General features: G+C 67.5%; 13 protein-coding genes. 5 read left to right on the top strand and 8 right to left on the bottom strand.

The annotated features are described in order from the left end of the window. The first annotated feature begins 253 nt into the window (after nt 1–253). A complete protein-coding gene (locus tag ACQR1F_RS26460; RefSeq protein WP_316238532.1) occupies nt 254–1,246 on the top strand; it encodes an MBL fold metallo-hydrolase in 993 nt (330 codons plus the stop codon). Nucleotides 1,247–1,443: 197 nt separating this feature from the next. On the opposite strand, the gene ACQR1F_RS26465 is transcribed toward ACQR1F_RS26460, so the two are convergent. Together ACQR1F_RS26465 and ACQR1F_RS26470 are read right to left on the bottom strand one after the other, a co-directional pair. After that, nucleotides 1,444–2,154, bottom strand: coding sequence for an SIMPL domain-containing protein (locus ACQR1F_RS26465; protein ID WP_434891438.1), 711 nt, complete (start codon nt 2,152–2,154; stop codon nt 1,444–1,446). Nucleotides 2,155–2,159: 5 nt separating this feature from the next. Beyond that, entirely contained in the window at nt 2,160–2,921 is a 762-nt protein-coding gene (locus tag ACQR1F_RS26470; RefSeq protein WP_434914146.1) for a GyrI-like domain-containing protein, read from the bottom strand. 170 nt (nt 2,922–3,091) lie between these two features. Here ACQR1F_RS26470 and dapF point away from each other — a divergent pair, with 170 nt between their 5' ends. Together dapF and mtaB are read left to right on the top strand one after the other, a co-directional pair. Beyond that, nucleotides 3,092–3,958: a diaminopimelate epimerase gene (gene dapF / locus ACQR1F_RS26475; RefSeq protein WP_434888006.1), complete on the top strand. Its 867-nt coding sequence runs from the start codon at nt 3,092–3,094 to the stop codon at nt 3,956–3,958. Continuing rightward, nucleotides 3,955–5,265, top strand: coding sequence for a tRNA (N(6)-L-threonylcarbamoyladenosine(37)-C(2))-methylthiotransferase MtaB (gene mtaB, locus ACQR1F_RS26480; protein WP_434914147.1), 1,311 nt, complete (start codon nt 3,955–3,957; stop codon nt 5,263–5,265). Before dapF ends, mtaB begins: the two co-directional genes overlap by 4 nt. A 102-nt stretch (nt 5,266–5,367) precedes the next feature. On the opposite strand, the gene ACQR1F_RS26485 is transcribed toward mtaB, so the two are convergent. Then, the gene (locus ACQR1F_RS26485) at nt 5,368–6,264 is read right to left on the bottom strand and encodes an RluA family pseudouridine synthase (RefSeq protein ID WP_316180306.1); all 897 of its coding nucleotides are present in this window, start codon (nt 6,262–6,264) and stop codon (nt 5,368–5,370) included. Nucleotides 6,265–6,323: 59 nt separating this feature from the next. On the opposite strand from ACQR1F_RS26485, the gene ftsY reads away from it, so the two are divergent. Continuing rightward, nucleotides 6,324–7,271, top strand: coding sequence for a signal recognition particle-docking protein FtsY (gene ftsY / locus ACQR1F_RS26490; protein ID WP_434914148.1), 948 nt, complete (start codon nt 6,324–6,326; stop codon nt 7,269–7,271). Between the two features lie 85 nt (nt 7,272–7,356). Further along, entirely contained in the window at nt 7,357–7,959 is a 603-nt protein-coding gene (locus ACQR1F_RS26495; protein WP_316215510.1) for a septation protein A, read from the top strand. Nucleotides 7,960–8,174: 215 nt separating this feature from the next. Here ACQR1F_RS26495 and ACQR1F_RS26500 read toward each other — a convergent pair whose 3' ends face one another. The 5 genes from ACQR1F_RS26500 to ccmA all read right to left on the bottom strand — a co-directional run bounded on the left by ACQR1F_RS26500 (nt 8,175) and on the right by ccmA (nt 11,424). After that, entirely contained in the window at nt 8,175–8,765 is a 591-nt protein-coding gene (locus tag ACQR1F_RS26500) for a DsbE family thiol:disulfide interchange protein (protein ID WP_315800715.1), read from the bottom strand. Then, nucleotides 8,762–8,941, bottom strand: coding sequence for a heme exporter protein CcmD (gene ccmD / locus ACQR1F_RS26505; RefSeq protein WP_315715913.1), 180 nt, complete (start codon nt 8,939–8,941; stop codon nt 8,762–8,764). Before ccmD ends, ACQR1F_RS26500 begins: the two co-directional genes overlap by 4 nt. A 1-nt stretch (nt 8,942) precedes the next feature. Further along, nucleotides 8,943–9,719, bottom strand: a complete 777-nt coding sequence (locus ACQR1F_RS26510) for a heme ABC transporter permease (protein ID WP_315800714.1) — start codon at nt 9,717–9,719, stop codon at nt 8,943–8,945. Nucleotides 9,720–9,812: 93 nt separating this feature from the next. Beyond that, the gene (ccmB, locus tag ACQR1F_RS26515) at nt 9,813–10,481 is read right to left on the bottom strand and encodes a heme exporter protein CcmB (RefSeq protein WP_315740697.1); all 669 of its coding nucleotides are present in this window, start codon (nt 10,479–10,481) and stop codon (nt 9,813–9,815) included. 313 nt (nt 10,482–10,794) lie between these two features. Then, nucleotides 10,795–11,424, bottom strand: coding sequence for a heme ABC exporter ATP-binding protein CcmA (gene ccmA, locus ACQR1F_RS26520; protein ID WP_434881663.1), 630 nt, complete (start codon nt 11,422–11,424; stop codon nt 10,795–10,797). Between the last annotated feature and the right edge of the window lie 82 nt (nt 11,425–11,506).

Raw genomic sequence — 11,506 nt, forward strand, 5'->3', positions numbered from 1 at the left:
CCTCGGCAGATCGGCCGAAACCGTCAGTCCAAACACGTTTGCGCCCGAGGGCGCACAGCGCTGTCGGGCGGTGACCTCCGGCCTCCAGGGCCGGGCGGTGGCTCGAAAAGACGAAACTTTCCGAAATTCGGCCGGGTTAAACCCTCCGCAGCCGCAAAAGTCAAGGAAACTTGCTTCGCGCCGTCCCGTTGCCGGACCCTGTGCGGCCGCTTACCTCTTCAGCCAGTTCAGCTTTGCCTTCGCGAGGACGACCTTGTTGCGCCGTTCCAGGACCTATTCCGGCCCCGTCACCGACCATTTCGACGGCAAGCGCTTCTACGATCCCGACGGCGTTCCGCCCAAATCCCTCTCCCAGGTGCTGCGCTGGCAGTTCGACCGCAACGGCAAGCGTTCCCGCTGGCCGGCCTGGGCGCCGAGCCCGCATGCCGACGCGCCGCCGCACCGGATCGACGGCGAGGCGGTGCGGCTGTCCTTCATCGGCCATGCCAGCTGGCTGGTCCAGACGGGCGGGCTCAATATCCTGGTCGATCCTGTCTGGTCGGAGCGGGTCTCGCCGTTGTCCTTCGCCGGCCCGCGACGCCACAATGATCCCGGCATCGCCTTCGAGGCGTTGCCGCACATCGATGTCGTGCTGGTCTCGCACGGGCACTACGACCATCTCGATATCCGGACCTTGTCGAAGCTGACCGCGCGATTTTCGCCGCGGGTGGTCACACCGCTCGGCAACGACCTCACGATGATCGACGCCGACTCCAAGATCCGCGCAGAGGCCTATGACTGGCACGATCGCGTGACCTTGAACGAGGAGGTCGCGGTGACGCTGGTGCCGACGCGGCACTGGACGGCGCGCGGCCTGTTCGACCGCAACAAGGCATTGTGGGCAAGCTTCGTGCTGGAGACGCCGCGCGGCCGGCTCTACATCGTCTGCGATTCCGGTTACGGCACGGGCAAGCATTTCCGCCGCGTTGCGGAGCAGCACGCGCCGATCAGGCTGGCGATCCTGCCGATCGGCGCCTACGAGCCGCGCTGGTTCATGCGCGACCAGCACATGAACCCGGAGGATGCCGTGCAGGCGCTGCAGGATTGCGGCGCGGAGGCCGCGCTGGCGCATCACCACGGCACGTTCCAGCTGACCGACGAGGCGATCGACGCGCCCGTCCACGCCCTGCACGCTGCGCTCGATTCGGCCGGCATCCCACGCGAGCGTTTTGGCGTGCTGAAGCCGGGGCAAGTGGTGGAGATTTAGTCCGCTGCCGCAACAACAATGGTGTCGTCCCGGCCTTGAGCCGGGACCCATAACCACCGAATCAAGTCTTGCGAAGGCCGGCAGCTCCATCTCGCGCGATAACATCCGCCGCGGCGTATGGGTCCCGGCTCAAGGCCGGGACGACACTGAGTTTGTCGTGGCCGCGTCGCGTCTCACAGTATGAGACAGACTTATACCTACTGCGCCGGCTTGATCGCCCAGGTCACGTTGACCGTGATCGACAGCGTCTCCTCGCCCTGTGCCACCGGTGTCGGCGTCGCGGCCATCGGCGCGGCGAAGGTCTTGGCGCGGAACACCGGCGCCGGAGCGCCGTCCTCGGCGATGTTGAGCGGCTGGCCGAGCGTCACGCCAGCGGCCTTGGCGTAGATCTCGGCCTTGCGGCGCGCGTCGGCGACGGCCTTCTCGCGCGCCTGGTCGAGCAGCTTGGACGGCTCGGCGACGCTGAAATAGATGTTGCCGACGTCGTTGGCGCCGGCGCCGACCAGCGTGTCGATGACGCTGGCGACCTTGCCGACATCGTGCACCTTGATGGTGACGCGGTTCGAGGCGCGATAGCCGGTCACGGCCGGCTGGCCCGGCCGGTTCTGCGCATATTGCGGCTGAATCGACAGCCGCGACGTCTGATAGTCCTTGTCGGCGATCCCCGCGCTCTTCAGCGCCTGGAGCACCTTGGCCATCGCGGCATTGTTGGCCTCGGCGGCCTCGCGCGCCGTCTTCGCATCCGACGCCACCCCGGCGTCGATCTGCGCCAGATCCGGCGGCGCCGTCACGCTGGCCTCGCCGCTGACGGTGATTGCCGGGGTGTCCTGGCGCGCGATGTCGTCCGCCAGCGCCGGCAGTGTCGTAGCGGCCGCCAGTGTGGCAACAAACATCGATCTGATCATCATGGTGCTCACTTCAGCGGCACGTAGACGTTGATGACGAGCTTGTCCTCGGCCGTCTTCAAGGGGTCGGTCAAATACTCCTCGATGAAGGTGTCCTTGGCCTCCAGCCGGCGCTCATCAAGGTGGTTGGTGATCGCCTCGTAGGTGTTGTCCATGTTGTCGTAGGAGCCGCGATGGACGAACTTCAGCGCCTTGCCCTCGGGCGACTGGCCGATGCTCATGCCCTTGCCGAGCGTCTTCGGCTCCTGCTCGATCGGCATCTCGGCCAGGAAGGTGAAGCCGGTGTCGTCGGTCGAGGTGTAGACGATCATGCCGTTGCCGGCGGGCTTGATGCCCTGCTTGTCCAGCGTGGCCGACAGCGACTTGAAGGAGTCGATCAGCGTATCGAATGCGTTGTCCCAATTGGCGGTGCCCTTGACGAGGACAACCTTCTTCGCCTCGAGCTTGATCTCGTCACCGAAGGCGTCGCCCGCCTGGGCCGGCGCCGCGGCCGGCGGCGGCGTGGCGGGGGACTGGGCGGCGGTCGGAGATGACGACGGCGAGGGGCTCGCGCTGGCGGCCGGCGTCGGACTGGTCGCGGGCGCGGGACTGGCCGACGCGGCAGGCGCAGGAGAGGCCGGCGCTGCCGGCGCGCTCGGGGCCGGTGCGGGCGTGGCTGAGGCCGCCGGAGCCGGTGAGGCCGCCGGCGCCTGGGCCCGGGCGGGCATGCCGCCGAGCAGGAGCGCGACCGAGCTCACGGCCAGAACGAGGCGGAAAGTGCTGAGATTCATTCGACTATTCTCCAGTGGCCGTGCTGCTTTGCCCGGTTCGTGCCGGCGAATGAACCGGTCCTAACATGCTCGGCGGCGCGGCGTCCCATGACAGATGCGTCATGTCGCTCTGCAGGCTGGTCAATGCCGCGCCATTCGCCATATAAGGCGGACACAATTTGGATATTTTCATGAGCGCGCTGGCCAACCACAGCTTCGTCAAGATGAACGGGATCGGCAACGAGATCGTCGTGGTCGATCTGCGCGACGTGAAGCATGTCGTCACGCCGGACGAGGCGCGGGCGGTGGCATCCCGGGTGCCGTACGATCAGCTGATGGTGCTGCAGCCGCCGCGGCTCGACGGCACCGAAGCGTTCATCCGCATCTACAACAATGACGGCTCCGAGTCCGGCGCCTGCGGCAACGGCATGCGCTGCGTGGTACGCCAGGTGTTCGGCAAGACCGGCCAGACCAGCGCGACGTTCGAGACCCGCGCCGGGTTGTTGAACTGCTGGCAGGGGCCGGCGCCCGACCTCTTCACCGTCGATATGGGCGCGCCGAAGTTCGGCTGGCGGGACATTCCGCTCGCCGAGGAGTTCCGCGACACCCGCTACATCGAGCTGCAGATCGGCCCGATCGACGCACCGATCCTGCATTCGCCGTCGGTCGTCAACATGGGCAACCCGCACGCGGTGTTCTGGGTGGACGACGTCAACGCCTATGACCTGGAGCGCTTCGGGCCGCTGCTGGAGAACCATCCGATTTTCCCGGAGCGTGCGAACATCACACTCGCCCACATCGTCGATCGCGACCACATCACGATGCGCACCTGGGAGCGCGGTGCGGGGCTGACCAAGGCCTGCGGCTCGGCGGCCTGTGCGACAGCGGTCGCGGCTGTCAGGCTGAAGCGTGCCAACCGGATCGTGCAGATGAGGCTGCCCGGCGGCGAGCTCACGATCGAGTGGCGCGAGCGCGACGATCACGTGCTGATGACGGGCACCGCGACGTTCGAGTTCGAGGGACGGTTCGAGCCGTCGATGTTCGCCAGCGTCGCATGAGCGTCGACGTCGTCACCTTCGGCTGCCGCCTCAACGCGTTCGAATCCGAGCTGATCGCGAAGCATGCCGAGGCGGCCGGCGCCGCCGACACCATCGTCATCAACAGCTGCGCCGTCACCAACGAAGCCGTGGCGCAGGCGCGACAATCGATCCGCAAGCTGAAGCGCGAGCGCCCCGCGGCGCGCATCGTCGTGACCGGCTGTGCGGCGCAGACGCAGGCTGGCATGTTCGCTGCCATGCCCGAGGTCGACCGCGTCATCGGCAATGACGACAAGCTGCGGCCCGATGCGTGGCGCGCGACGGCGCAGGCGCTGGCCTCGCCACGATTCGGCATCGAGGCTTTCGAGAAGGTCGCTGTCTCCGACATCATGGCGGTGACGGAGATGGCGCCGCATCTGGTCGACGGCTTCCAGCGCGGCCTGCCGCGGGTGTTCGTCCAGGTGCAGAACGGCTGCGACCATCGCTGCACCTTCTGCATCATCCCGTTCGGCCGCGGCAATTCGCGCTCGGTGCCGATGGGCGCCGTGGTGGATCAGGTGCGGACGCTTGTCGAGCGCGGCCATGCCGAGATCGTGCTCACCGGCGTCGACCTGACGAGCTACGGCGCGGATCTGCCGGCGACGCCGAAGCTCGGCAGATTGGTCAAGCAGATCTTGCGCCACGTGCCCGAGCTGCAGCGTCTACGCATCTCCTCGATCGATTCGATCGAGGCCGATGCCGACCTGCTCGATGCGCTCGCAGATGACGCCAGGCTGATGCCGCATCTGCATCTGTCGCTGCAGGCCGGCGACGATCTGCTCCTGAAGCGCATGAAGCGGCGACATTCGCGCGCCGACGCGATCGCGTTCTGTGACCAAGTGCGGCGGCTGCGTCCGGATATCTCGCTCGGCGCCGATCTGATTGCGGGATTTCCGACCGAGACCGAGGAGATGTTCTCGCGCTCGATCGACCTGGTCGAGGAATGCGGCCTGACGTTTCTGCACGTGTTTCCGTATTCGCTGCGCCCGGGCACGCCGGCGGCGCGCATGCCGCAGGTGGATGGCGCCGTCATCCGCGATCGCGCCAAGAGGCTGCGGGCCGCGGGAGAGGCGGCGTTGCTGCGGCGTCTGGATGCCGAGATCGGCAGCGAGCGCGAGGTGCTGATCGAGAGCGAGACGCTGGGGCGGACGGAGCACTATCTGCCGGCGGCCGTCCGCGGCGCTGTGCCGGGGACGGTGCAGCGGTTGATGATCGTCGGGCATGATGGCGCGAGGCTGTTAGTCCAGGACTCCGTCATGCCCGGGCTTGACCCGCCTGCGCGGCCGTAGCCGCTTCGGGGCGGCGAAGGCCCGGACATCCACGCCGCCTTGGGCAACTGAGACGTGGATGGCCGGGACAAGCCCGGTCATGACGAGTGGAGAGAGACGGGCTCACTCCCCGTTCCACCCGCACAGCCGCAGCCGCTCATGCATGTGCAGCGGCGCTGGTGCGACGACCTGCACCGGGGGCTTGTTCTTCGACAGCGGGATCGAAATCTCCCGCGCATGCAGATGCAGCCGCGGCTCGCCGAAGCGCGGCCCGTTGCCGTAGATGTTGTCGCCGACGATCGGCCAGCCGGATGCGGCGGAGTGCACGCGCAGTTGATGCGTGCGGCCGGTGACCGGTTCCATGGCGAGCCAAGTGAGCTTGGGTGTCTTGGTGGATTGAGGTTCGCTCTCTCCCCCGGCACCCTGCGCTCCCTCCCCCCTTGTGGGGGAGGGTTGGGGAGGGGGGTGGCTCCGGGCGACACTGCCCGTGGGGACCCCCGCCCCCGACCCCTCCCCGCGAGGGGGAGGGGAGTCGGTGTCGCAAGTCGAGATCGAGATCTGAGGTGGGGGAGTGAGAGAATATGACCTCCCCAACACCCGCCATTTCGTCACTGCCGGCTGGCCCTGCGGGTCCGGTTTCTGCCACCAGCCGCGTTCGGCGTTGAGCTTGCCGAGCGGGAGCTCGATCACGCCCTCGTCAGCGTCGGGCCCGCCTTCGACGACAGCCCAATAGGTTTTCGAAATCTTGCCATGCTTGAACAAAAGCCCGAGCGACGCCGTTGCCTTGCGATGACGGCCGAGCACCAGACATCCGGAGGTTTCCTTGTCGAGCCGATGCGCGAGCACCGGCGGGCGCGGCAGGCCGAAGCGCAGCGCGTCGAACGAGGCTTCGAGGTTCGGCCCGCCCTTCGGCCCCTTGTGCACGGGAATGCCGGCCGGCTTGTCGATCACCAGCATCAGCCCGTCGCGGTGGAGCACGCGGGCGAGCATCTCCTCGTCGGTGGGTTGGTTAATGTCCATGGAAACCGTAACGCGGGTGTGAGCTTTCGTTTGCGAATGGAAAGGGCTAACACCACGCCATGAACGATACCACCTCCGAAACACCCAAGCTGTCGTGGTGGCGGCGTCTGTCGGCCGGCCTGAAGCGCACCTCCGGCGCGCTCGGCACCGCCGTCGCCGATCTCGTCACCAAGCGCAAGCTCGACCGCGCGATGCTCGACGACATCGAGGACGTGCTGCTGCGCGCCGATCTCGGCACCCAGGTGGCGGCGCGGATCGCCGAAGCCGTCGGGACCGGCCGCTACGACAAGGCGATCAGTGCCGACGAGGTCAAGGCGGTGGTCGCGACCGAGGTCGAGAAGGTGCTGTCGCCGGTGGCGAAGCCGCTCACGATCGACGCTGGCCACAAGCCGTTCGTCATTCTCGTCGTCGGCGTCAACGGCTCCGGCAAGACGACCACGATCGGCAAGCTGGCGCAGAAATTTGCCTCCGAAGGCAAGCAGGTGATGCTGGCCGCGGGCGATACCTTCCGCGCCGCCGCGATCGAGCAGCTCAAGGTGTGGGGCGAGCGCACCAGGGCGCCGGTCATCGCCGGCGCGCAAGGCTCTGATTCCGCGAGCCTGGCGTTCAACGCCATCACCGCGGCCAAGGAGCAGGGCCGCGACATCCTGCTGATCGACACCGCCGGCCGGCTGCAGAACAAGGCCGAGCTGATGAACGAGCTCGAGAAGGTGGTGCGTGTCATTCGCAAGGTCGACACCTCGGCGCCGCATGCGGTGCTGCTCGTGCTCGACGCGACGGTGGGACAAAATGCGCTGTCGCAGGTCGAGGCGTTTCATCGTACGGCAGGCGTCACCGGCCTCGTGATGACCAAGCTCGACGGCACGGCGCGCGGCGGCATCCTCGTGGCGCTGTCGGAGAAGTTCAAGCTGCCGGTGCACTTCATCGGCGTCGGCGAGGGGGTCGAGGATCTCTCACCGTTCGCCGCGAGAGATTTTGCGCGGGCGATCGCCGGCATCGAGGATTGACGTCGCCACGCCCGGGCTCCGGCCCACCGCCAGATCGAGACGACCGGATCAACCGCTGCCGTGGCTGCAGCCAACAGGATATGGAATGGACAAGACCCAGCCGCACCCGCTGTTCAAGCTCGCGACCGAGCTCGGTCCGCTGATCATCTTCTTCGTGGTCAATGCCAAGTTCAACCTGTTCGCGGCGACCGGCGCGTTCATGGTCGCGATCATTGCCGCGCTGATCGCGTCCTACGTGGTGACGCGACACGTCCCGCTGATGGCGCTGGTGACCGCCGTCGTCGTCATCGTGTTCGGCACGCTGACCCTGGTGCTGCACGACGAGACCTTCATCAAGGTCAAGCCGACCATCATCTACGGGCTGTTCGCGGCCGTGCTCGGTGGCGGGCTCTTGTTCAATCGCTCCTTCATCGCGATCATGTTCGATCAGATGTTCAATCTGACGCCCGCGGGCTGGCGCATCCTGACGTTTCGCTGGGCGCTGTTCTTCGCCGCGATGGCGGTGCTGAACGAGATCATCTGGCGCACGCAGAGCACCGATTTCTGGGTCGGCTTCAAGGCCTTCGGCGTGGTGCCGCTGACCATGATCTTCGCCATCGCCCAGATGCCGCTGATCAAGCGCTACCACCTCGACCCGGCCTCGTTGGAAGCCAGCGACGCCGCGGAAGGGGATGTGAGCAAGGGGTAGTTGCGGCAAACTCTGCTGTCGTCCCGGCCTTGAGCCGGGACCCAGAACCACAGGCTTGAGTTTGGGGCAGGCGCGTCGTTAACATCTTGCCCACCACGACGGCCGCGGAGTATGGGTCCCGGCTCAAGGCCGGGACGACACCGTGGGTCGTTGCGCGAGCTCGGCAGTCACGTCCACTTGCAACGACGAGAAACTAACGACTTGCCGACCGCGAACTAACTCCCTGCCTTCAGCGCCTTCTCGATTTCCGGCTTCAGCACCGCATCGATGTTCTGCGCCGTGATCGGGCCGACCAGCTTGTAGACGATGGTGCCTTCGCGGCCGACGACAAAGGTCTCGGGCACGCCGTAGACGCCCCATTCGATGCCGGCGCGGCCGTTGCCGTCGACGCCGACGACGTCGTAAGGGTTGCCGTAGCGGCCGAGGAAGCGGCGGGCGTTGTCGGCGCCGTCCTTGTAGTTGATGCCGATGATCTGGAAGCGCTTGTCGCGGCCGAGTTCGACCAGCAGCGGCGCCTCGTCGTGGCAGGGCACGCACCACGATGCCCAGACGTTGACGATGCTGACCTTGCCCTTGAGCGCAGCCGGGTCGAGGCCGGGCACCGGCGTGCCGTCCTTCGCCAGCTCTGGCAGCGCCGGCAGCGGTGTGGCCGGCGCAGGGCGGCCGATCAGCGCGGAGGGAATCTGCGACGGATCGCCGTTGCCGAGGCGCGACCAGAACAGCGCCGCCAGCCCGAGGAACACCGCCAGCGGCAGCAGCATGAGGAATGAGCGGCGCCGCGGCGCCGGCTCTGTCGGTTCGGTCATTGGATGTCCGTCGCGGCGCGGCCGGAACGGCGGCTGATGCCGCTGTCCTCGAGCGCGCGCAGGCGCGCCTTCTGGGTGCGGTAGTCGATGGCGATCCAGCCGATCAGCAGCATCACGACCAGCGCCGCCGCAAGATAGGAGGTGGCGATGAAGGAGGTATAGGGGCCAAGGTCCATGTCAAGCCGCTCCCGCGATCCGGCCTGCCGCATCGTCGGCTGGTGCGGTCGTTGTGTAGGTGCGGGCCTGCATCATCTGCAGGCTGCGGACACGCCGGCGCAGGATCTCGTTGCGCATCGCGGCGACGTGCAGCGTCACGAACAGGAAGGTGAAGCCGACGGCCATCACCAGCAGCGGGATCAGGAAGGCCTTGTCGAGCGCCGGACCGCCCATCCGCATCACCGACGCCGGTTGATGCAGCGTGTTCCACCAGTCGACTGAGAACTTGATGATCGGCAGGTTGATCGCGCCAACCAGCGTCAGCACCGCGGCGGCGCGTGCCGCGCGCGTGGGATCCTCGACCGCGCGCCACAGCGCCATCAGGCCGAGATACATCAAGAACAGGATCAGCACCGAGGTCAGCCGCGCATCCCACTCCCAATAGGTGCCCCACATCGGCCGGCCCCACAGCGAGCCGGTGAGGAGCGCGAGGAACGTGAAGCTGGCGCCGATCGGGGCGGCGGCCTTGGCGGCGACGTCAGCGAGCGGATGCCGCCACACCAGGGTGCCGAGCGAGGCGATGCTCATGATGCTCCAGACGAACATCGACAGCCAGGCATTGGGCACGTGGATGAACATGATCTTGACGGTCGCGCCCTGCTGATAGTCGTCGGGCGCCACTGCGGAGAGGTACAGGCCGGCAGCCAGCAGCGCGGCCGTGACCAGCGCCAGCCACGGCAGCAGCCGCGCCGCCAGCGCAAGGAACCGAGTGGGATTGGCGAGGTCGATCAGCGACATGAGACCCTTGTTAACGGCGGACGCGGTTGCAGGCAATCAGCACGGCGTCGCTAGGTAAGAGTTGATCATGGTCAAACCCCGGCGGGCGGTGGGTCAATCCAGCCCGTTCCGCAAGCTTGTCGCAGCGGCGAACGGGCCGATCACGAAACTCACCAGCGACAATGCGCACAGGATCGAGAACGGCGCCCCGAACGGCAGCGGGCCGACGATGGCCGCCTGCGACGCCGCGACGCCGAAGATCAGCACGGGGATCGAAAGTGGCAGCACCAAGACCGCCAGCAGCAGCCCGCCGCGGTGCATGGTCACCGCCAGCGCGGCACCGATCATGCCGATGAAGGTCAGGGCAGGCGTGCCCGCCAATAACGTCAGCGCGACGGCGCCAGTCGCCGTGGCGTCGAGGTTGAGCAGCAGGCCGAGCACGGGCGTCGCGATCACCAGCGGCAGGCCGGCGGCGAGCCAGTGCGCCAGCGCCTTGGCGGCGCAGGCCAGCTCCAGCGGTGTCCGGCTCATCACGACCAGGTCGAGCGAGCCGTCCTCGTGGTCGGCGGTGAACAGCCGGTCCAGGGTGAGCAGGCTGGAGAGCAGGGCGCCGAGCCAGAGGATGGCGGGGCCGAGCCGGGTCAGCAGCGCCAGGTCGGGCCCTACCGCGAACGGCATCAGCACCACGACGGTGAGAAAGAACAGCACGCCGATCAACGCGCCGCCGCCGATGCGCAGCGCAATCCGGATGTCGCGGCGGATGAGGGCACCGAGGGCGGTCATGCGGGCAGGGCCTGGGCTGATGGCGCATTGCGCGGGAGTGAGCCGTGCTCCGACCGCTGGCACACTTCGTTCCCTCCCCCCTTGTGGGGGAGGGCTGGGGAGGGGGGTGGCTCCGGGCGAGACCGCCGGTGGGGACTCCTACCCCCGACCCCTGCCCGCAAGGGGGAGGGGGGCGCGCATCGATAGGATGGGTGGAGCGATGGGGTTGCGCTCAGTTCGATAGGCCACGTCGTATGGCACCCCCCTCCCTGACCCTCCCCCACAAGGAGGGAGGGAATGGAGGGGCCGGCGGGCGTCGTGAAGAAGGGGGGCATCATCCGATCGTTCCGATCCGCAACTCGCGCGTGTCGATGCCGAGCGGGCCGTGCGTCGCCGCGACGATCAGCCCACCCCCGGCGAGATGCTCCCGCATCAGCCCCGCGAACATCGCCTGTCCGGCGACGTCGAGCGCCGCGGTGGGTTCATCGAGCAGCCACAGCAGGCGGGGCACCGCGAGCAGGCGGGCCAGCGACAGACGGCGGCGCTGGCCGGCCGACAGATAGGCGGCGGGCAGGTCAATGGCGTGGGCGATGCCGACGGCCGCGAGGCAGTCGGAGATCGGCCGCGTGACCCCGCCGCCGAGGAATTCGGCCCAGAAGGTCAGGTTTTCGCGCACGCTGAGCGACGGCTTCAGCGCGTCGCGGTGGCCGAGATAATGCGCCTGCTCGGGCACCGTCAGCTCGCTCTCACCGCCCTCGATGGCGATGGAGCCGCCCGCCGGGAGCAGCAGGCCGGCAATCAGCCGCAGCAGCGATGTCTTGCCCGCACCATTGTGTCCGGTCACTGCCAGCGCCTCGCCCGCGACTGCTTCGAAGGCCAGTCCTGCGAACACCTCGCGGCCGCCGCGCACGCATCTGACGTCGCGGCCGAACAGCTTCGGAGACAGTGTTGAAGTCGCCTGCATGGCCTGTCGTGAGCGCCCTTACGAAATTGATGGCTAGCGCGTGAGAATTTGTGGGTGATGCCACGTCGGGACTTGCTTGTCT

Origin of the sequence: Bradyrhizobium sp. HKCCYLS3013 (assembly GCF_051167615.1) — a bacterium.
GTDB lineage: Bacteria > Pseudomonadota > Alphaproteobacteria > Rhizobiales > Xanthobacteraceae > Bradyrhizobium.

Coding starts and splice junctions, on each gene's coding strand:
- ACQR1F_RS26465 (WP_434891438.1), bottom strand. CDS start 2,154: ATGATGATCAGATCGATGTTTGTTGCCACACTGGCGGCCGCTACGACA.
- ACQR1F_RS26470 (WP_434914146.1), bottom strand. CDS start 2,921: ATGAATCTCAGCACTTTCCGCCTCGTTCTGGCCGTGAGCTCGGTCGCG.
- dapF (WP_434888006.1), top strand. CDS start 3,092: ATGAGCGCGCTGGCCAACCACAGCTTCGTCAAGATGAACGGGATCGGC.
- mtaB (WP_434914147.1), top strand. CDS start 3,955: ATGAGCGTCGACGTCGTCACCTTCGGCTGCCGCCTCAACGCGTTCGAA.
- ACQR1F_RS26485 (WP_316180306.1), bottom strand. CDS start 6,264: ATGGACATTAACCAACCCACCGACGAGGAGATGCTCGCCCGCGTGCTC.
- ftsY (WP_434914148.1), top strand. CDS start 6,324: ATGAACGATACCACCTCCGAAACACCCAAGCTGTCGTGGTGGCGGCGT.
- ACQR1F_RS26495 (WP_316215510.1), top strand. CDS start 7,357: ATGGACAAGACCCAGCCGCACCCGCTGTTCAAGCTCGCGACCGAGCTC.
- ACQR1F_RS26500 (WP_315800715.1), bottom strand. CDS start 8,765: ATGACCGAACCGACAGAGCCGGCGCCGCGGCGCCGCTCATTCCTCATG.
- ccmD (WP_315715913.1), bottom strand. CDS start 8,941: ATGGACCTTGGCCCCTATACCTCCTTCATCGCCACCTCCTATCTTGCG.
- ACQR1F_RS26510 (WP_315800714.1), bottom strand. CDS start 9,719: ATGTCGCTGATCGACCTCGCCAATCCCACTCGGTTCCTTGCGCTGGCG.
- ccmB (WP_315740697.1), bottom strand. CDS start 10,481: ATGACCGCCCTCGGTGCCCTCATCCGCCGCGACATCCGGATTGCGCTG.
- ccmA (WP_434881663.1), bottom strand. CDS start 11,424: ATGCAGGCGACTTCAACACTGTCTCCGAAGCTGTTCGGCCGCGACGTC.